The sequence below is a fragment of the Streptomyces sp. NPDC058576 genome (genome assembly GCF_042718715.1).
In the GTDB taxonomy this organism is placed as follows: domain Bacteria; phylum Actinomycetota; class Actinomycetes; order Streptomycetales; family Streptomycetaceae; genus Streptomyces.
The window spans coordinates 21,265-41,174 of record NZ_JBHXPF010000054.1 but is presented as its reverse complement, the minus strand read 5'-3'; the positions used below and the strand labels follow the sequence as shown (position 1 = coordinate 41,174).

At 73.0% G+C, this 19,910-nt stretch carries 16 protein-coding genes; 7 read left to right on the top strand and 9 right to left on the bottom strand.

Annotated features, from left to right (window positions below):
• The first annotated feature begins 147 nt into the window (after positions 1-147).
• The 5 genes from ACFWRV_RS28950 to ACFWRV_RS28930 are packed head-to-tail and all read left to right on the top strand — an operon-like array spanning position 148 to position 6,341.
• Positions 148-1,080 (top strand): arylamine N-acetyltransferase, encoded by a 933-nt coding sequence (locus ACFWRV_RS28950; protein ID WP_384338675.1) that lies wholly within the window; start codon positions 148-150, stop codon positions 1,078-1,080.
• Positions 1,080-2,654: an AMP-binding protein gene (locus ACFWRV_RS28945; RefSeq protein ID WP_384338685.1), complete on the top strand. Its 1,575-nt coding sequence runs from the start codon at positions 1,080-1,082 to the stop codon at positions 2,652-2,654. Before ACFWRV_RS28950 ends, ACFWRV_RS28945 begins: the two co-directional genes overlap by 1 nt.
• Positions 2,651-4,282 (top strand): FAD-dependent monooxygenase, encoded by a 1,632-nt coding sequence (locus ACFWRV_RS28940; RefSeq protein WP_384338674.1) that lies wholly within the window; start codon positions 2,651-2,653, stop codon positions 4,280-4,282. Before ACFWRV_RS28945 ends, ACFWRV_RS28940 begins: the two co-directional genes overlap by 4 nt.
• 55 nt (positions 4,283-4,337) lie before the next feature.
• A complete protein-coding gene (locus ACFWRV_RS28935; protein ID WP_384338673.1) occupies positions 4,338-5,594 on the top strand; it encodes a sensor histidine kinase in 1,257 nt (418 codons plus the stop codon).
• Between the two features lie 45 nt (positions 5,595-5,639).
• Positions 5,640-6,341 carry a response regulator gene (locus tag ACFWRV_RS28930; protein ID WP_384338672.1) on the top strand — a complete coding sequence of 234 codons (702 nt, stop codon included), beginning with the start codon at positions 5,640-5,642 and terminating at the stop codon, positions 6,339-6,341.
• Positions 6,342-6,395: 54 nt separating this feature from the next.
• Here ACFWRV_RS28930 and ACFWRV_RS28925 read toward each other — a convergent pair whose 3' ends face one another.
• The 4 genes from ACFWRV_RS28925 to ACFWRV_RS28910 form a co-directional block, all read right to left on the bottom strand.
• Positions 6,396-7,178, bottom strand: a complete 783-nt coding sequence (locus tag ACFWRV_RS28925; RefSeq protein ID WP_384338671.1) for an ABC transporter permease subunit — start codon at positions 7,176-7,178, stop codon at positions 6,396-6,398.
• The gene (locus ACFWRV_RS28920; protein WP_384338670.1) at positions 7,175-8,101 is read right to left on the bottom strand and encodes an ATP-binding cassette domain-containing protein; all 927 of its coding nucleotides are present in this window, start codon (positions 8,099-8,101) and stop codon (positions 7,175-7,177) included. Before ACFWRV_RS28920 ends, ACFWRV_RS28925 begins: the two co-directional genes overlap by 4 nt.
• Positions 8,102-8,177: 76 nt before the next feature.
• Positions 8,178-8,888: a response regulator gene (locus ACFWRV_RS28915; RefSeq protein ID WP_384338669.1), complete on the bottom strand. Its 711-nt coding sequence runs from the start codon at positions 8,886-8,888 to the stop codon at positions 8,178-8,180.
• Complete coding sequence (locus tag ACFWRV_RS28910; RefSeq protein ID WP_384338668.1) at positions 8,885-10,063, bottom strand: sensor histidine kinase; 1,179 nt, start codon at positions 10,061-10,063, stop codon at positions 8,885-8,887. Before ACFWRV_RS28910 ends, ACFWRV_RS28915 begins: the two co-directional genes overlap by 4 nt.
• 349 nt (positions 10,064-10,412) lie before the next feature.
• Between ACFWRV_RS28910 and ACFWRV_RS28905 the strand changes: the two genes are divergently transcribed.
• Positions 10,413-11,288 carry a peptidoglycan-binding protein gene (locus ACFWRV_RS28905; protein ID WP_384338667.1) on the top strand — a complete coding sequence of 292 codons (876 nt, stop codon included), beginning with the start codon at positions 10,413-10,415 and terminating at the stop codon, positions 11,286-11,288.
• Positions 11,289-11,355: 67 nt separating this feature from the next.
• Here the strand turns inward: ACFWRV_RS28905 and ACFWRV_RS28900 are convergent, their stop codons facing one another.
• Complete coding sequence (locus tag ACFWRV_RS28900; protein ID WP_384338666.1) at positions 11,356-12,819, bottom strand: FG-GAP and VCBS repeat-containing protein; 1,464 nt, start codon at positions 12,817-12,819, stop codon at positions 11,356-11,358.
• A gap of 225 nt (positions 12,820-13,044) precedes the next feature.
• On the opposite strand from ACFWRV_RS28900, the gene ACFWRV_RS28895 reads away from it, so the two are divergent.
• Positions 13,045-13,617, top strand: coding sequence for a GNAT family N-acetyltransferase (locus tag ACFWRV_RS28895; protein ID WP_384338665.1), 573 nt, complete (start codon positions 13,045-13,047; stop codon positions 13,615-13,617).
• Between the two features lie 44 nt (positions 13,618-13,661).
• Here ACFWRV_RS28895 and ACFWRV_RS28890 read toward each other — a convergent pair whose 3' ends face one another.
• The 4 genes from ACFWRV_RS28890 to ACFWRV_RS28875 all read right to left on the bottom strand — a co-directional run bounded on the left by ACFWRV_RS28890 (position 13,662) and on the right by ACFWRV_RS28875 (position 19,811).
• Positions 13,662-14,117 carry a DUF1772 domain-containing protein gene (locus ACFWRV_RS28890; protein ID WP_384338664.1) on the bottom strand — a complete coding sequence of 152 codons (456 nt, stop codon included), beginning with the start codon at positions 14,115-14,117 and terminating at the stop codon, positions 13,662-13,664.
• A 310-nt stretch (positions 14,118-14,427) separates the two neighbouring features.
• A complete protein-coding gene (locus ACFWRV_RS28885) occupies positions 14,428-16,101 on the bottom strand; it encodes a von Willebrand factor type A domain-containing protein (RefSeq protein ID WP_384338663.1) in 1,674 nt (557 codons plus the stop codon).
• Between the two features lie 138 nt (positions 16,102-16,239).
• Positions 16,240-17,160, bottom strand: coding sequence for an ABC transporter permease (locus ACFWRV_RS28880; RefSeq protein ID WP_384338662.1), 921 nt, complete (start codon positions 17,158-17,160; stop codon positions 16,240-16,242).
• Positions 17,157-19,811 carry an alpha/beta fold hydrolase gene (locus ACFWRV_RS28875; RefSeq protein ID WP_384338661.1) on the bottom strand — a complete coding sequence of 885 codons (2,655 nt, stop codon included), beginning with the start codon at positions 19,809-19,811 and terminating at the stop codon, positions 17,157-17,159. Before ACFWRV_RS28875 ends, ACFWRV_RS28880 begins: the two co-directional genes overlap by 4 nt.
• Between the last annotated feature and the right edge of the window lie 99 nt (positions 19,812-19,910).

Sequence of the window (19,910 nt, the reverse complement as noted above, 5' to 3'; positions counted from 1 at the left end):
GATCGTGTGCCGTCACACCCGGGGCCTCCAACGCTTGTCCGCACACTCCGTCAGGTGCTTACGAAATCCGTCAGGTTCGGGCCACGACCTGACGGAGTGCTATCCGGAGAATTGCCTCGCGCCCCCCGCCGCCCAAGGATCCGGCGCATGGCCAAGGAGAAGAACACGCTTCCGCCGCCGCCGGAATCCGACCGGGAAGGGGACCCGCAATGGGGCGGGCAATTCCTTGATCTGGATTCCTATCTGCGGCGCACGGGATATACGGGGCCGCGCACGGCCACCACGGACACACTGTTCGCGCTGCACCGCGCGCACCGGGAAACCATTCCGTTCGAGAACATCGATGTGGCCCTGGGCCGGGGTATCTCACTGGATATCGGTGACGTCCAGCACAAACTGGTCGAACGCGGCCGGGGCGGCTACTGCTTCGAACACAACCTGCTGTTCGCCGTGGTGCTGGAGCGCCTCGGATTCCCGGTGACCAGGATGCTGGCCCGGGTCCGTCTCGGCACGGACCAGACCCGCTACCGCGCCCATACGGTCCTGATCGTCACGGCGGGTTCCCGGCACTGGCTCGCCGACGTGGGGTTCGGTTCCCGGGGACTGGTCGAGCCGATCCCGTTCGAGCCCGGCTCACAGTCCCGGGTCGCGGCCTGGCAGTGGCAGCTGGGCAGGGAGGAGGACACCCCGACGGGCCCGCACCCGGACGGGGGCGGCGGCCAGTGGGTGCTGCGATCGCTGCGCCCGGACGGATGGTTCGATCTGTACGCGTTCCGGCTGGAGCGCCACTTCCAGGTCGACTTCGACGTGGCCAACCACTACACGTCCCAGCACGAGCGCTCCACCTTCACCGGCAAGGTGATCGCCATGCACGGCACGGCCCGGGAGCACCGGACGCTCGTCGACCGCGAGCTGACGACGCACTACCCCGACGGGCGGATCGAGCACTCCGAGGTGAGTGCCGGCGAGGCCGTCCACCTGCTGCGCGGTTCCTTCGCCATCGACCTCAGCGACCAGGACGCGCTGCTGCTGCGGCAGCGCCTCTCCCACCGGCTCTCCCCTCTTCAGGAGGCATCATGATGCTGCACCTTCCCGCCAGCCGACGCCCCCTCCGGCTGGGCACGGTGCCTGAGGAGGCGGCGGCCAAGCACCCCGGCACGCCCCTCACGCTGGACCACGACATGGACATCGCGCCGGAGGCGGGGCGGGAGCTGACCACCGCCCGGCTGGCCGACCTGATCGATGACATGGCCGCGCGGCTGTGGGCGGCCGGGGTTCGCGGCGGCGAGCACATCGCGCTCTACAAGTCGCACAACTTCGACATCTACGTACTGGCGTGCGCGGCCTCCAGGATCGGCGCCGTTCCGGTCCTGCTCTCCCCCGCGCTCGACGGCGACACCGTCGTCGCCCTGCTGAACCGGCTGGAGCGCCCCCACCTGATCACCGATGCCGGGAAGCTCGCGGACGAGCTCTCCGGCGTCGACACGGAACGGACCACCAGCTCGGTCATCGTGCCGGCCGACGGTGTGCCGGGCACGTTGTCGCTGGCCTCGCTGGCCGGTTCGCCCCGGCGCGCACCGGTGCTGCTCGACGGGAACCACCCCGCCCTGATGACCCACACGTCGGGCACGACCGGGGTCCCCAAGCTGGTCGTCCACACGGCGCTCTCCCTGCGCGGTCGCTACCGTCCGCAGGAGCACCTGGTCCGGCTGATCCGCGGCACGGAGACGTACGCCGTCCACGTCTCGTTCGTGCACTCGCGGATGTACATGGCGCTGGCGGTGATGCTGGAGCACGGGATGCCGGTGGTCGTCATCGAGCACGGCGAGCCCGAGAAGGTCGCGCCGCTGTTCGCCCGCACCCGGCCCGGAATCATCGAGACGCATCCCAACTCCTACGTGGAGTGGGAGGAATTGGTGGACCATCCGCTGCGTCCGCTGGCCAATGTGAAGTACTTCAGCGGAACGTTCGACGCGATCCATCCGCCCACCATCCACAAGCTGCTGTCCGGCTCCAGGCGCAGGAACGCGCTCTTCTTCCAGTTCTACGGGCAGAGCGAGTGCGGCCCGCTGGTGGCCCGCTGGTACACCCGGAAGAACGCGGGCAAGGCCAACGGGCGCTGCCTGGGATATCCGCTGCCCGGCATGACCCATGTGCGCGTCGTTCCGCGCGGCGGGAAGCGCCCGTCGAAGTCGTCCCCCGGCTTCATCGAGGTGCTCAGCGACGGGCGGGCCGTGAACTACTACGCGGAGGAGGCCCGTTACCAGGAGGAGCTGAACGGCCGGTGGTGGCGCACGGGCGACGTCGGCTATCGCGACCGGCTGGGGCGGGTCCACGTCCTGGACCGCGCGGTGGACGTTATCCCGAACGTGGACAGCACCCTGGAGGTGGAGGACGCCGTGCTCGGCCGCCTCGACGAGCTGATCGAACTGGTACTGGTCCCCGGCCCGGACAACGAGCCCCTTCCGGTGGTCTGCACGAAGGGGAACGTCCCGCTCGACCCGGTCCGCTGGCGCGGCGCGGTCGCCGACTTCCCCGCCCTCGCGGACCCCGTCCAGCTGCCCCTCTCGGAGCTGCCCCGGACGGCCACCATGAAGGTGCAGCGCATCGAACTGGCGCGGCGGCTGCGTGAGCGGCTGGAGCACGCCGGATGAGCGGCGGGACGAACGGCCCGGCCGGCACGCGGCACGACGAGGTCGACGTACTGATCGTGGGAGCGGGCCCCACCGGACTCTTCACGGCGTGCGAGCTGCTGCGCCGGGGCGTGGGCGTACGCCTGATCGACCGGGCGGACGCCCCGGCGACCGTTCCCAAGGCACTGGCGCTGTGGCCGCGCGCCCTCGATCTCCTGACGGATCTGGGCATCGGTGACGCGGTGCGTGACGCCGCCCTTCCCATCACCGGGTTCAGCTACTTCTCCGGCGGGGAGCCGCTGGCGAGCTTCACCGTTCCCGAGCCGCTGCGCCCGTTGCACCTGCCGCAGACCGAGACCGAGCGGCTGCTGACGGAACGGCTGCTCGCCCTGGGCGGAAAGGTCGAGTACGGAACCCGGCTGCTGGCCCTCGACGACGTCGACTTCCGGGGGCCGATCGACGCCACGGACGGGGTCACCGCCGTGCTGGAGTGCGGCGAGGCGGGTGTGCGCCGGGTCCGCGCGTCCTTCGTCGTGGGGGCCGACGGGGCGGCGAGCACCGTGCGCGGCGCGCTGGGCATCGGCTTCGAGGGCAGCACCTACCCGCTGTCGTTCGCCCTGATCGACACGGAGGTCGACGGACCGCTGCCGGCGGGTGAACTGCTCTACTACCAGCGGCCGTCCGGCACACTGATGATCGCGCCCCAGTCCCGGGACGTGTTCCGCATCCTCGCCGTCCTGCCGTACGACGGGCGGGGGCCCGAGCCCCGGGTGAGCGTGCCGATGATGCAGGAGCTGCTGGATGAACGCGGCCCCGGCGGGGTCACGATCACCCGGCCCCACTGGCAGACCGTCTACCGGGTGCACGCGCGTACGGCGACCGAGTACCAGCGCGGGAGGGTGTTCCTGGCCGGTGACAGCGCTCATGTGCACAGCCCGGCCGGCGGGCAGGGGATGAACAACGGCCTTCAGGACGGCTACCAACTGGCCTGGAAGACGGCCGCCGTCCTGCGCGGCGATTCCCCCGCCTCGCTGCTGGACGACTACACGTCGGAGCGCGTCGAGGCCACGAACCGGATCGTGGCGGACACCGCCGCCCAGACCCGGGCCTGGATGGCGGACAGCCGTTTCCGCATCACGGTGCGCGACACGGCCTTCCGGGCGGCCGCCCGCTCGGGCGCGGTTCCCGGCCTGGTGTTCCCGGCGATGGCGGGCCGACGGGTCGGCTACACCGCACGCCGCCGCACCCAGCTGCCCTCCGGGAGCCCCCGCTGCCGCGTCCTCGGCCGGCTCCCCGGCCGGCTCCGCGCCGGCATGGTGTTCCCCCGCGAACCGGCGGTGTCCTACGGCATCAGCAGCGCGGAGAGCCCGGCGGGCTGGACCGTCGCCGTCCAGCCCGGATCCCCGTACAGCCATCTGCCGAGGCTGGTCGCACGGGTCGCGGCGGACTGGCCCCAGGTGCGGTGCGTGACCCTGCGGCCGCAGGACACCGTGCGGGCCACCGGCTGCGCCGACGCGGGCTTCTACCTGATCCGCCCGGACGGGCACATCGCGGCGCACGGCCACGAGAGGGACCTCACCCACCTCGCCGCCGAACTCGCCCTGGTGCTGCACCCGCAGGGTGGTGGGACGGCGGCGACGGCGGTCTGACGACAGGCCCCGAGGCCGCTTCGCCCAGGATGTCCGCCGTCGTACGCTGAGAGGCATGGCAGACGCGTCCACCGCCCCCGTGTTCCGGATCGACCGAGTCATGGCCCTGGCGGGCGCGGGGGGCCTGCTGGAGCTGTCCGTCGTCATCCTCGGCAGGACGGCGGACAGCGTGCAGGCCACGCTGATCAGCTGCGCGGCCGCCGTGCTCGGCTGGCTCTCCCTCGGGGCCCGCTCCCGCTGGCCGGTGTCGGTGGCCGTGACGACGCTGGTGACCACCCTGCTGTACTACCAGGCCAGCGGGGTCAACGGCCCCGCTCCGGCGCTGATGTTCATGGTGGCTCTCTACACGGTCGCCAGGATCGGGCAGTTGACGGCCGTCGTCACCCTGGCCGTCGTCATCATGCTCGTGATCGTGTACGGGGAGTTCACCGTCGCCGGCAAGCAGCGGGACATCGACAACATGTCGATCGCGCTGCTCGGCGGATGGTTCCTCAGCGTGATCGCGTTCAGCCACGCGATGCGCTCACGCCAGGCGTACCAGGCGGAGGCGGAGCAGCGGGCGCTCGCCGCCGAACGCGAACGGGACGTGCGCGCACGCCAGTCGGCCACCGAGGAGCGGCTGCGTATCGCCCGTGAACTGCACGACGTGCTCGGCCACAACATCTCGCTGATCAACATTCAGACGACGGCCGCCCTGCACCGCAGCGCGAAGAGGCCTGGCGAGACAGCGGAGTTGCTCGCCGCGCTGCGCTTCACCCGTGACACCAGCAGGGACGCGCTGCGCGAACTGCGGGGCACGCTCGGGGTGTTGCGCCAGGTCGACGAGGAGGCCCCCACCGCCCCGGTGCCGGGCCTGGAGCGCGTCGTCGAACTGGCCGACCGGGCCGCGGCCATCACCGGCCTCCAGGTCTCCGTCGATTCCGAGGGCGAGGCCCCGGTGGTACCGCCGAAGATCTCGCTGGCCGCGTACCGGATCGTCCAGGAATCCCTCACCAACATCAGCCGCCACGCGCAGGCGACCCGCGCGACCATCACGCTCGCCTACCTGCCCGACGACCTCCTCGTACGTGTCGAGGACGACGGGCGCGGCGCACCGGACAGCACCCGCGGCAGCGGCATCATCGGCATGACGGAGCGGGCCAGGGCGCTGGGAGGCGAGCTGACGGCGGAGAACACCGGCCACGGCTTCCGGGTCGCGGCACGGCTGCCCCTGCGGGCCGACCCGGCGGACGGGACACCGATCGCCCTGGTCGCGGCGGACACGGAGCCGGGCCCGGCGGCGCCGGACACCGCCTCCGCCAGGGCGGAATGACCGGATCGCCCGAGCGCGGGAGGTCGGTCATCTAGGCTGGTGGCCATGACCCCTCGGATCACAGTCCTGTTGGCCGACGACCAGAGGCTCGTCAGGGCGGGTTTCCGCTCGATCATCGACGACGAGGACGACATCGAGGTCGTGGGGGAGGCCTCCGACGGCGACGAGGCCTACGCCCTGGCGCGTGAACTGCGCCCCGACGTCGTCCTGATGGACATCCGCATGCCGAACACGGACGGTCTCGCCGCCACGCGGCGCATCGTCGCCGACGAGCTCCTGTCCGATGTGAAGGTGGTCATCCTCACCACGTTCGACGTGGACGACTACGTGTACGGGACGCTGCGGGCGGGCGCCTCGGGGTTCCTGGTGAAGGACACGGACCCGGCGGAGCTGCTGCACGCGATCCGGGTGTGCGCCCGGGGGGACGCCCTGATCGCCCCGGCCGTCACCCGGCGGCTGATCGCGGAGTTCGCCGGCCGGGTCACCCAGCCCGACCTCAGCCCGCGGCTGCAGGCGCTCACCAGCCGGGAGCAGGAGGTCATGCGCCTCGTCGGGGCGGGCCTGACGAACGACGAGATCGCCCAGCGGCTGGTGCTCAGCCCGTCCACGGCCAAGACCCACGTCAGCCGGATCATGAACAAGCTGGGGGCCCGGGACCGTTCGCAGCTGGTGATCCTCGGTTACGAGAGCGGCATGATCACCCCTGGACAGGCCCGGCCGGCGGGCCCCGCGCCCGCCGACCGGTGACCGTCGGCCCCTGAGCGGGCGCCCGCCGGAGGGCCGGGCACGCGCCCGCGCGCCTCACACGTCCCGCCGTCGGAGCAGCATCAGGGCTCCGAGCACGGCGGCCGTCGCGCAGCCGGTGACCAGGAGCAGGGAGGGCCAGGGGCCGAGACTGCCCACCGTGTCGGCGGTGGCGTCGGAGGTCTGGGTGAGCTTCTCCAGGGCCGCCGTCGGGGAGAGCCCTGCGACCCAGCGCTCCGCGTCGCCGAAGAGGGGGCCGAACAGCGACGGCAGGAGCAGCAGCCCGATCACCGTAGTGACCGCCCCGGCGGAGTGGCGCACGAGGGCGCCGACGGCGAGGCCGAGCACGGCGGCCACCGCGAAGGACGCGGCGATCCCGAACAGCGCGGGCAGCGGCTCGCCCTGGGCGTACCGTCCCTCGGGCAGCAGGGCGTCCCCGACGAGGTAGGCGGCGGTGCACGAGGCCAGGGCCAGGACGTACATCACGCCCGCCACCAGCGTGGCCTTGGCCGCGAGGACCGTGCCCCGGCGGGGGCAGGCCGCGAACGTGGTGCGGATCGTGCCGCTGCTGTACTCCCCCGAGACGACGAGCACCCCGACGACCGCGGCCGCCATCTGGGCGACGACGGTCAGGGTGAGGCTGCCGCCCAGGACGGTGTCGTCGGGTTGCAGGCTGCCGGTGGCGGCGACGAACACCGCGCCGATCACGGGCAGCAGGGCGGTCGCCGCCGTCGTCCACACCGTGGAGCGCACGCTGCGGAACTTGATCCACTCGTAGGACAGGGCCTCCCGGAAGCCGGTCTCCCTCTTCCGCTCGGCCACAGGCGTCGGCGTGGTCATCGGGCTGTCTCCTTCTGGTCAGTGGTCCGGTACTCCACCGAGGACTGCGAGAGCTCTGTGTAGACCTCTTCCAAGGAGGAGTGGACGGAGGTGAGTTCGTGGACGGCGACGCCGTGGTCCCGGGCCAGGTCGCCGATGGCCGCGGGGTCCGGCCCCTCCACCCGCCAGCCGCCCCTGGCGTCCAGGCGTACCTGTGCTCCCGCCGCCTCCAGCAGGGTCCGGAGCCGTTCGGGTTCGGGCGACCTCACGAGCGTCTGCGCGCGGGAGTTGGTCTCGATGAAGTCGCGCATGGTCGTGTCCGCGATGAGCCGGCCCCGGCCGATCACGACGATGTGGTCGGCCGTCAGCTCCATCTCGCTCATGAGATGGCTGGAGAGGAAGACCGTGCGGCCCTCCGCCGCCAGGGACTTCATGAGTTCGCGGATCCAGCGGATGCCCTCGGTGTCGAGGCCGTTGACCGGTTCGTCGAGGATCAGCACCTCCGGGTCCCCGATCAGCGCCGCCGCGATCCCGAGCCGTTGGCCCATGCCGAGCGAGAATCCCTTGGTGCGCAGGCGGGCCGTCTCCAGGGGCAGCCCGACCAGGTCGAGCACCTCCTCGACGCGGCGCCGCGGAATGCCGTTGCTCGCGGCGAGCCCGGCCAGGTGGTGGTAGGCGGAGCGGCCGCCGTGGACGCTCCTGGCGTCGAGCAGCGAGCCGACCGACCGCAGCGGTACGGGCAGGTCGGCGTAGGCCTTCCCGCCCACGGTCACGCGTCCCGCGCTCGCGGAGTCGAGGCCCAGGATCAGGCGCATGGTGGTCGATTTCCCGGCGCCGTTCGGTCCGAGGAAGCCGGTCACCCGGCCGGGCCGGACGGTGAACGACAGCCGGTCGACGGCGGTCCGCCCGCCGTAGCGTTTGGTGAGTTCCGTTGCTTCGATCATGCGGCCGACGCTACGAGCGGGTGGTCCGCCGCGAATCCTCCGCCGGGAGCCGCTTGCTGCTCCCGCCGGAGTACGGTCAGCGGTCCCCGGCCCGGACCAGGCCCGTCTCGTAGGCGAGGACCACCAGCTGGGCCCGGTCGCGGGCGCCCAGTTTCGTCATGGTCCGGCTGACATGGGTCTTCGCGGTCAGCGGGCTCATGATCAGCTCCTTGCCGATCTCGTCGTTGGACAGTCCGGCGGCGACCAGGGCCATCACCTCGCGCTCCCGGCCGGTGAGCACGGCGAGCCGTTCGGCGCCCGCAGCCTCGGGCGCCTTCAGCCGGGCGAACTCCTCGATCACCTGGCGGGTGACGGCGGGGGCGAGCAGGCTCCGGCCCGCCGCGACCGTGCGGATCGCGGTGCGCAGGTCCTCCGGCTCGATGTCCTTGAGCAGGAAGCCCGCCGCGCCGTGCCGGAGGGCCTCGAAGACGTACGCGTCGACCTGGTACGTGGTGAGCATGACCACGCGGACCCGGTCGAGGGAGCGGTCCGCGGCGATGCGGCGGGTGGCCTCCAGGCCGTCGACGCCGGGCATCCGGATGTCCATCAGCACGACGTCCGGCCGGGTCGTCCGGACCGCCTCGACGGCCCGGGCCCCGTCGGCGGCCTCGGCGACGACGACCAGGTCGTCGGTGAGGTCGAGCAGGGCCCGGAATCCGGCCCGTACGACGGTCTGGTCGTCGGCGAGGACCACCCGTACGGGCTTCGGCGTCGTCCTCCCCCCACGGTCCGCCCGCTGCTCGGTCACGGCGTCGCTCCCTCCGTCGGCAGTTCGGCGCGGACGCGGAATCCGCCGCCCGGCTCCGGACCGTAACGGACGCCGCCGCCCACCGCGACCGCCCGCTCCCGCATCCCGGTCAGGCCGAAGCCCCGCTCGGTGTGCGGGGCGGCGGCGGACGGCGGCGCCGGTGGGCCCTCGTCCACGACCTCGACGGTCAGCCGGATGGCGTCGCAGGTCACCGACACGGCGGCGTGCCGCGCCGCGGAGTGCTTCACCACGTTGGTCAGCGCCTCCTGCACGATCCGGTACGCCGTGGCCTCGACGACCGCGGGGAGGGCGGCATCCCCCGTGTCCCGCCGCAGGCTGACCCGCACCCCGCCAGCCTCGACCCCCGCGACCAGGTCGTCCAGCTGGTCGAGGCGGGGGGCCGGCGCCGTGGACTCCGCCGCGCGCAGCACGGACAGCGTGGCGCGCAGTTCCCGTACGGCTTCCTTGCCGGAGGCGCGGACCTGGGTCATCGCCTGCCGCGACACCTCCGGCGCGGCGTCCAGCGCGTCGAGGGCCACCCCGGCCTGCACGGTCATCGCGCTCACCGTGTGGGCGAGGATGTCGTGGATCTCCCGGGCGACCCGCACCCGCTCCTGGCGGACCCGGCGGGCGGCCTCCCGCTCGCGGTCCTCCTCGGCCCGCGCGGCGCGCGCGGCGTACTCCGCCAGCAGCTCCCGCCGGGTCCGCACCACCTCGCCCAGGAGCAGCGGGACGAGCGGCCAGACCATCTCCAGGACGGGCAGCCCCTGCGGGTTGACCACGTCCCGGCCGACCTTCAGCGCCACGAGGCCCGAGACCGTCGCGGCGATCGCCCCGGTCCACAGGGTGCGCCGGCGGTCGCCCAGCACCGCGACCGTGTACAGCGCGACGATCACCGGGAGGTTGAGCAGCTCGCCGATGTGCCCGTGCAGCGCCCACCCGGCGCAGGCCGCCCCGGTCACGCAGACCACCGGAACGGGCCAACGGCGGCGGCGGACGAGCGCCGCCAGCGAGACCACGAGGAGGGCCCAGGTCAGCGCGTCGGCCTGCCGGTAGCCGGGCTCGTTGACGGCCGCGTCGGCGGCGGTCAACGCCCCCACCACCGCCACCACCAGCAGATCCGCGACGATCGGCGGCAGAGCACGCACCCGGGCGGCCAGGCGGTCGAAGGTCATCACCCCCTCACGGTAGGAGGCGGAACGTCCGGCCGCATACGACAGCGGGAGTAGCCCGACGCATCCGACGCCCGCGACCTTCGGGCAGGAGTTCGGACATACCCGGACGGGAGTTCGGGCGTGATGAAACCTTCCGCCCGGCGGGACGTTCGTCAGGGCATGGGAGCGGGCAAATCGATCAGGTGGGCTCCGAAAGGCGGAATCCTCTCCGCGGGACCGGCCCCCCGCCCCGCCCCGTCACCCGGCGGGCATCCGCGGCCCCGTGCCGCCGTCCGTCCAGCCCGGCCCCGCCGCACGCACACCGAAGCGCCTGCGTGAACTACGCACCATCAGGGAAGGGAGCGCCGCGATGGCGACGCCGCTGTCCGCCGACAAGCTGCTCAAAGCCCTCCGCGACGAAGGCCTCCACGTCGTCGAACACCGGAGCTGGCGTACCAACAACCGGAACCACAAGGGTCCCTGGGGTCCGACGCACGGGGTGATGATCCACCACACCGTCACCTCGGGCACCGCGTCCTCGGTCGAGCTCTGCTACAACGGTCACTCCGCCCTGCCCGGCCCGCTCTGCCACGGGGTCATCGCCAAGGACGGGACCGTCCACCTCGTGGGGAACGGGCGGGCCAACCACGCCGGGCTCGGCGACGACGACGTGCTGCGTGCCGTCGTCGCGGAGAAGGCGCTTCCCCCGGACAACGAGGCCAACACCGACGGCAACCGGCACTTCTACGGCTTCGAGTGCGTCAATCTCGGGGACGGCAAGGATCCGTGGCCGTCGGCCCAGTTGCTGGCGATCGAGCGGGCCGCGGCCGCCGTCTGCCGGGCGCACGGCTGGTCGCAGCGCTCGGTGATCGGGCACCTGGAGTGGCAGCCGGGCAAGATCGATCCACGCGGCTTCACGATGAACTCGATGCGCACGCGGATCGGCAAGCGGCTGGGGGGCTCCCCGGACGGCCCGTCCGAGCCGCCGCCGAAGCCGACGTACGAGCCGTTCCCCGGGGCCGCGTTCTTCAAGGTCGGCCGCAACAGCGCGATCGTCACGGCGATGGGCAAACGCCTGGTGGCCGAGGGCTGCGGCCGGTACACGGTGGGCCCGGGACCGGCCTGGTCCGAGGCCGACCGGAAGTCGTACGCCGCCTGGCAGCGCAAGCTGGGCTACTCGGGAGGAGACGCGGACGGCATTCCCGGGAAGAGCAGTTGGGACCGGCTCAAGGTGCCCAACGTGTGACGGGCGAAGGCGCCCGGCTCTCCCCTTCCTCCGCAGGAAGGGGAGAGCCGGGCCTCCGCGCCCCGGGTCAGCGGTTGAAGCCGCTGCCCAGCTCCGCCTTCGTGGCCACCGTGCCGAGCGCCCCGTGGCCGAAGCTGAACGAGCCCTGGGCCGCGAGGCCGGAGGCGGTGGCCGGGAACACCCACAGGGAGCCCTCGTCCGCGTTCTCGCCCGGCGCGCCCACGGCCAGTTCGGTGCGGCCGTCGCCGTTCAGGTCGCGCAGGGACACCGCGCCGCCGAAGCGGTCGTTCCTCTCCACGGCCCCGACGACATCCGGGCTGCCCTGGTTGAAGCCGTAACTGCCCGTGCCCGTCGGGCCGGTGGCGGTGCCGGGGAGGACGACCGTGCCGCCCGCGTTCTGGACCGTGCCCTGGTCCTCGCCGGGGACGCCCACCGCGATCTCGCCGTAGCCGTCGCCATCGGTGTCCCCGATGGACACGGACGCGCCGAAGTTGTCACTGCGCTCGGCGGCCCCGGGGACGCCGGCCGAGTCCTGGTTGAGGACGACGGCCTCGGTGCCCTGCGGTCCGCTCGCGCCGCCCGGTACGTAGGTGAGCATGCCGCCCTCGGCGAGCGGCAGATCCAGGTCGCTGTCGTAGCCGTCGATGGCCCGGCCGACGGCGAGGTCGGCGTACTTGTCGTTGTTCACGTTGCCGACGGCGAGGTGTTCGCCGCCCTCCAGCCGGTAGCCGTTCTTCCCCTTGATGGTGGTGAGCTCCGCGCCGAGCCCGGCCGGGGAGCCGAGGCCGATGTCGATGCGCCGGGCATCGAACTCGTCGCCGTCGTTGACCAGGACGGCGAGGTCGTCGCGGCCGTCGCCGTTCACGTCGCCCGCCGCCACATCGAGGTAGCGCTCGTCGTCGAGGTTCGGGATCTCGCCCGTCGCGGCCGCCGCGCCGTCCCGGGTGAAGGGGCCGGTGAGCGTGCGCAGGGCGGCACCGCCCGCGGCCAGGAGGTCGGGGGCGCCGTCGCCGTTGAAGTCGCCGACGGCCAGCCCGCGCCCGAGGCCGTCGTACTCCTCGCCGGTCAGCAGGGTCGCCCCGGCGGCCAGACCGCCCGGTCCGCCCCACAGGACGGTCGCGCCGCCCGCGCCTTCGGCCGCGCCGGTCTTCTCGCCGGGCGAGCCGACGACGAGGTCCGCGTAGCCGTCCCGGTCGAGGTCGGCGGAGGTGACGGCGGCGCCGAAGGCGTCACCGGCCTCCGGGGAGCCGGGGACGCCCGCCGAGGCCTGGGTGAAGACCCTCTTCGCGGAGTCCTTGACCCCGTTGGCGGAGCCGTAGGCCACGCCGACGTATCCGGCGCCCTTGGCCCCCTGCACGGTCGCGCCGGGCGCGGTGAACGCCAGGTCGGGGAAGCCGTCGCCGTTGAAGTCGGCGCGGGCGCCGTGGGGGTCGGGGGCCGGTGCGGCGTGGGCGGTGGCGGGCAGGGCGACGACTGCGGTGGCCAGGGTGAGGGCCAGGACCACACCGGTACCGATTGCTCGGGATGTCACGGGGACTCCTTCTGGTGGAACGTTCGTTTCTGGGGCGCCGGGCGGACAGCGGGAAAGCGCTGTCTGCTCGGCGCCGCGGCGTACTGCGGTTGTCACGGACATGGGGTGATCGAGTGGCCACTCGCACCCCTTCAGACGGGCCTACCGGGCGAAGGGTTGTGCCCGGACCGGCAGTTCGCGGATGATCCGCCGGTGACATCCGGGGAACGGCGAAGGGACGGTGCGATGACGACCGAGGTACGAACGGTGGGCCCCGGGGAGCTGATCCGGTACGCCGACGGCATCCGCGACGTGTACGCGAGCGCCTTCGCGGCCCCGCCCTGGAGCGAGGATCCGGCGCAGGCCGACGTCTACGCGGAACGGCTGGCGCGGGACGCGCTGCGGCCCGGGTTCACGGCGGCGGTGGCGACGGCCGAGGGGACGGTAACCGGTTTCGCCACGGCCTGGATCACACCGGAGGTCTTTCCGGCCGACCGCAGCTACGGGCAGGTCGCCGAGGCGCTCGGGGCCGGGCGGACCCGGGCGTGGCTGTGCGGGGCGCTGGAGGTGAACGAGCTGGCGGTCGCGCCGGAGGCTCATGGTGCGGGGCTGGGCGCGGCGCTGCTGGACGCGGTGGCGGGACCCGCTCCGGGCGGCCGGTGCTGGCTGCTGACGTCCACGCGGGCCGAGGCGGCGCTGCGGCTGTACGAGCGGACCGGCTGGCGGCGGGTCGCCGCTCCCGTGCCGGGGAAGGCCGCCCTCGTGGTGCTGCTCGGCCCCCGCCATCCGGGGCGGGCGGAGGCGGCGGGAGGGCGATAGCCCCGCCCACGGGCCCCGGACGGACACGGCCGGGCAGCCCCGCCCTACAGCGCGACGACCAGCAGCACGCACGCCGCCAGCGAGAGCACTGTGCGCACCCGGTGGAGCCTGTTCCAACGGGACTCGAAGGCCGCGCGGGCCGCGCTGTCGTCGCCGCCCTCGGAGGCGGCGAGGGCGTTGTTGAGCGGGATGTTCCCGGCCACGGTGATCAGGTGACCGGCGACCGAGCAGATCAGCGCCACCAGGATGGCCGGCCCCGCCACCTCGTCGTGCTCGCCGAGGCCCGTGAAGAACGCGGCGGCGGGCAGCGCGACGACGCCGAGGAACAGGACCAGGAAGACCGGCCCGGGAACCCTCTCGTTGAAGCGGCGCATGGCCGCGGTGAACTGCTCGTCCGTCAGGTCGGCGAGGCCGGGCATGATCGCGGTCAGGAAGGTCAGCATGAAGCCCGCGTAGAGGCCGGTGACGATCGTGGCGAGCACGAGGAGGAGGGAGGTCATGGCGGACATCATGGCCCGGAACGGCGGTGCGCAGGGCCGGTATTCGGCCGACCGTGCGAACGGGACCGACCCGGCCGAGTCCCGACCGACCCGGCCCGACCCGGGCGACCCGGCCCGACCCGGGCGACCCGACTCCACCCACCCGAGCGAACGGACCCGGCCGACCCGGCCCACCCGAGCGAACCGGCCGACCGTGCGAACCGGACCGACCCGAGCGACCCGACCGACTCCCCACCGACCCGAGCGACCCGACCCGCCCGACCCGCCCGGGCCCCCGCGTCGCCGGAGCGGTGAGGGCGGGCGGTCGGCCTCAGCCGATCTCGCCCTCGCTCGGTTCCGGCACGTCACCCGTCCCGGCTCCGCCCTGGAGCCGGTCCGCCTGCCCGATGGCCGTGGCCAGCTTCCTCACCGCGCTGTCCTCGGTCGACTCGGCCAACCCGGACGCCCGGCCCGCGAGTTCACCAAGCGCGGGTGCGCCGGGCAGGTCGCCGCCCCGTAGCCGGTCGGCGAAGTAGGCTGCCACGGCGACCACTTGGAGCCGGTCGTTCCCGCCGCCCCACAGCGTTCCGTCGACCGACCCGGTCGTGACCGTCCCGGTCTCCTCCTGGGCCTCGCGGGTCTTGGGGTCGAGCCAGCGCACGGTGGCCCTGGCCACGGTGCCGGACGCGCCCTCGCGCAGCCGTACGGCATAGAGAGCGGTCACCGTGTGGCCCGGGCCGACCTCGCCGCCGTCGACGCTGTCGTCGCGGAAGTCCTCGTCGGCGACCTTGCGGTTCTCGTAGCCGATCAGCCGGAACTGCCGCACGTTCTTCCGGTCGAACGCCACCTGGGCCTTGGCGTCGCGGGCCCGGATGTCGAGGTGGGCGGGAAGCTGGTCGACGAAGACCTTGCGGGCCTGCGTCTCGTCGCCGACGTACGTGGTGTTCCCGTCCCCCTGGTTGGTGAGCTGCTCCATGAACGCGTCGCCGTAGTCGCTGCCGACGCCGACGCCGAAGAGCGTGATGCCGAATTCGCGGCGGGCGGATTCGATCTTCTTCAGGATGGACTCGGCCTCGGTGTCGCCGGTGTTGGCGAGGGCGTCGGAGAGGAGCACCACCCGGTTGGTGGCGCCTTCGCGGTGGCCGTCGACCGACTCCTCGTAGCCGAGGGTGATGCCCGCCCCGACGTTGGTGGACTGCGCCGGCCGCATCTCCTCCACGATGTCCTTGATCCGGTTCCGGTTGCCCTCGATACGGGTCATCGGCAGCCGGGTCTCGGCCTCGTCGCTGAAGGTGACCAGGGCGATCGAGTCGTCGTCGCGCAGTTCGTCGGTGAGGAGGGTCAGGGACGTCCTGACCAGGTCGAGGCGGCCGGTCTCGGACATGGACCCCGAGATGTCGACGACGAACGTGAGCGCGGCGGGCGGCCGTTCGGCGGTGGGAGGCGCGGCCTTCGTGGCCAGGCCGACGCGCAGCAGCGACCAGTCGGAGGCTCCGGTTCCGCCATCCCCGCCGGTGCCCCCGCCCGTCCCGGCGTCGATGCGCGCCCCGTCGACGTTGACCGAGAAGCCGTTGCCCTCCGGCCGCTCGTACCCCTGGCGGAAGCTGTTGACGAACTCCTCGGGCCGTACGTCCTCGGCGGCGGGCAGCCTGCCGTCGCCGAGGGTGCGGCGCGCGTAGCCGTAGCTGGCGGTGTCCACGTCCAGGGCGAAGGTGGAGAGGTAGTCGGGGGCCTTGAGGCCCGGCTCGCCGGAAGCGTCGGACTCGGCGTCGGCCCCCGGTGCGGCCGAGCGGCCCGCCTCCGGCGCGGCCGCGTCCGGCGCGGGCTGTCCGCCGCCGATCGTTCCCTGCCCCTGCCGCTTCCCCGAGCTGAGGTCGGGCGTACCGCTCGATCCGCTGTCGGAGGCGGAGCAGGCGGTGAGCGCCATGGCGCCCGCCAGGAGGAGCGCCACGGCTCCCGCCCGGCCTCCTGCCCGCTTCTCATGTCGTCGGCCGGCCTGATGCATGCGTAACCCCCCACGTCGTCACGATGTCCTCGACATCTGTGAATGTGACGTACGGGACCGCCGGCCGGAGTCGGCGAAAGCGTTGCGGAACCATCTCGATGCGGCAACAGCGGGCAGGAAACCGGCGGAACATCAGGTTCAGGACACGATGTCCTTACGACTGAACCCGCGGAAGGCCAGCGCGAACAGAATCAGGGCATACGTCACCGAGATGGCCGCCCCCTTGATCATGCCGCCCCACTCCAACTGCGGCTGGAGCGCGTCGGCCCAGGCGAACTGCCAGTGCGCGGGCAGGAAGTCGCGCCAGGAGCCGAGGGCGGTGACCGCGTCGAGGACGTTGCCGACGATGGTGAGACCGACCGCGCCGCCGACCGCGCCGAGCGGGGCGTCGGTCTTCGTGGACAGCCAGAACGCCAGGCCCGCGGTGACCAGTTGGGAGACGAAGATGAACGCCACGACGATCGCGAGGCGGGGCACCGTGTCCCCGGCGGCCAGCGCTCCCCCGGTGGGCAGTTTCAGCGGCCCCCATCCGTAGGCCGCCGTGCCCGCCACCAGTGCGACGACCGGCAGCAGCACCATCGCGGCCAGGCTGAAGCCGAGCGCGACGACGAGCTTGGACCACAGCAGCCGGACGCGCGGCACGGGCGCGGCGAGCAGATAGCGCAGGGAGGACCAGCTCGCCTCGGAGGCGACGGTGTCCCCGCAGAACAGGGCCACCGGCACCACGAGCAGGAACCCGGCCGAGACGAACAGGGAGGTGGCGGCGAAGTTCGCGGCGGACTCGGTCGCCACGTCCATCAGGTTGATCCGGCTGCCGCCCCCGCCACCGCCGCCTCCCCCGCCGCCGTCCTCGCCGTCCGGCGTGCCGCCGATCGCGAAGGCGATGATCAGGATGAACGGGAGGGCGGCGAGGATCCCGCCCATGAGCAGGGTGCGGCGGCGGCGCAGTTGCCGCATGGCCTCGACGCGCAGGGGAAGCGTGCGCCCGGCGCGGTAGCCCGCGGCCTCCGGGTGGTCGGTCTCCACCCGGTCCTCGGGGGGCTGTACGGGGGCGCTCATGCTGCTCCTCCGGAGATCAGGGTGAGGAAGGCGTCCTCCAGGCGGCGGTGCGGGCCGACGCCGGTGACCGGGACGTCGAGCCGGACCAGGTCGGAGACGAGCCGCGAGGTGGTGGCCCCGTCCAGGCGGACGAGGAGCCCGCGCCCGTCGTCGGTGCGGACGGCGGAGCCGATGCCGGGCAGGGCGGCGACCTTCTCCGCGAGCGGCTCGGACACCTCCTCCGCCGTGGTCACCAGGATCATGTCGCCGGATCCGGTGATCTCGGCGACCGGGCCGGCCTGGACGAGGCGGCCCCGGTCCATGACGACCAGGTGCGTGCAGGACTGCTCGACCTCGGAGAGGAGGTGGCTGGAGACGATGACGGTCCGGCCGCCGGCCGCGTACCGGATCATCACGTCCCGCATCTCGCGGATCTGCGGCGGGTCGAGCCCGTTGGTCGGCTCGTCGAGGATCAGCAGGTCCGGCATGCCGAGCATGGCCTGCGCGATGGCGAGCCGCTGCCGCATGCCCTGGGAGTACGTCCGCACCGCGCGGGCCAGCGCGTCGCCGAGCCCGGCGATCTCCAGGGCCTCGTCGATGTACGCGTCTGCGGCGGGCCGGCCGGTGGCCTGCCAGTACAGGTCGAGGTTGGCGCGCCCGGAGAGGTGGGGCAGGAACCCGGCCCCCTCCACGAACGCCCCCACCCGGGACAGCACCGGGGCGCCCGGCCGGATGGCCTGCCCGAAGACGCGGATCTCGCCCTCGTCGGGGGTGATGAGCCCCATCAGCATGCGCAGCGTGGTCGTCTTGCCCGCTCCGTTGGGCCCGAGGAGCCCGAGGACCTGGCCCTTCTCGACCCGGAAGGACAGTTCGCGCACGGCGTACCGGTCGACGGACTTGGCGTACTTCTTCGACAGGCCGGTGATCTGGAGCGGTACGTCGGTGAGCGCGGGATCCGGCGCGGGCGTCGCGGTGCGGCGGCGGGCGGTGAGCAGGAGCGCGGCCGCGATGACGAGGGCGGCGGCCGGGAGGCCCCAGGTCCACCACGGGAGGGTGGCGGCGGCGGTCGCGACGGCGGGCGCGGTGGGGATGGTCAGCGGTCCGTCGGCGGTGACGCTGTACGTGGCGGGCTCGGCCGGGGACGCGTAACCGAGGTCGGTCGCGGAGAACACGAGGCGCAGCCGGTGGCCGGCGTCGAACTCGTGGTCCACGGCGGGCAGCGCCAGCTCGATCGGCTTGCCCTGCTGGTCGGGGGTGATCCGGTAGGGGGCGACGAGCTGGTGGGGCAGCACCTGCTGCCTGCCGTCCGGCGACACGTCGTACACCTTGCCGAAGAGCACCGCGTCCCGGTCGCCGTCGGCCTTCACCGTCACCTTCGCGGTGGGCGTGCCGGTGACCCGTACGGAGGTGTCCAGCGGGGCGGACTCGAACCGGCCGAACTGTCCCGGGAAGTCGAGCGAGAGCCCGACGCCGAGGGTGGAGAGCTGGGCGAGTCCGCCGCCGACGCCGGGCACGGCGGAGATGGCGGGCGGCGCGGCCCCGGCCGGGTTGCGGAAGGTCTTCGTCCCGCCGCCGATCGCGATGTCCCGGCCGCCGCTGCGCAGCCCCGGGTAGGTGTCGCCGCTCGCGCCGCGCAGGAGGGCGGCCCCGTCGGTGGAGTCGACGCCTCCGGTACGGGTGACGCGGAAGGCGGGCCCGGTGCCGGTGCCGGTGTCCTCCTTGAGGTACCGGTCGAACCAGTCCCCGACGCGGCCCTGGATCCGGCCGGTCTCGTTGTCGCCGCCGTCGTGCCCGCCCGCGATCCAGTCGACGGAGACGGGTGCGCCGTTGGCGCTGATGGCCTTCTGCATGGCGTCGGCCTGGCCGAGCGGGAAGAGGGAGTCGGACTGCCCCTGAAGGAGGAGCGAGGGAACCTTGATGCGGTCGGCGACGGCGGACGGCGAGCGCTCGGTGAGCAGCTTGACGGCCTCCGCGTCGGGCTTGCCGCTGACGGCGACGCGCTCGTACATCTCGCAGAGCTGCTTCTCGAACCTCTCGCAGCCGCCGCCGGTGGTGATGAAGATCCCCGCCCAGAGCTTCTTGAAGACCCCCTCGGGGAAGAGGGCGTCGGCGAGGTTCCAGTAGGTGATCACGGGCGCGATGGCGTCGACGCGCTCGTCGTGCCCGGCGGCGAGCAGGGAGACGGCCCCGCCGTAGGACGCCCCGGTGAGGCCGACCCGGGGGTCGCCCTTCTCGTCCAGCTGCACCTCGGGCCGGGTCGCGAGCCAGTCGATGAGCCGGGACACGTCCTTGACCTCGTGGTCCGGGTCGTTGAGCGAGATCTCCCCGCCGGACTTGCCGAACCCGCGCGCCGACCAGGTCAGCACCGCGTATCCGTCGGCGGCCAGCTTCTCGGCCTGCGCCCGTACGTCGTTCTTGCTGCCGCCGAAGCCGTGCCCGATGAGCACGGCGGGGCGCTTGCCGGAACCCTTGGCGTGGAAGTACGAGGTGTCGATCGGCACCCCGTCCATGCGCAGCGTCCGGTCTTCGCGCTGCACGGCGGGCGCGCCGTCGTCGGCGACGGCGGACCAGGTGCCGCCGCCCACGAGCACGGCGAGCGCGGCGCCGACCGCGGCCCACCGGCCAGGGGTACGCGGCAGCAGTCGCCGCCATCGAGCAGTAGGGGTCTCCATCCCTCGACCCTAAACGGAGGACGCAACCCGGTTGAGTGCCGCCAGGGTGAAGTGCGCGGCCTCCCAGAGAGGTACGGTGCGCCCCCGCCGTACTCCGGA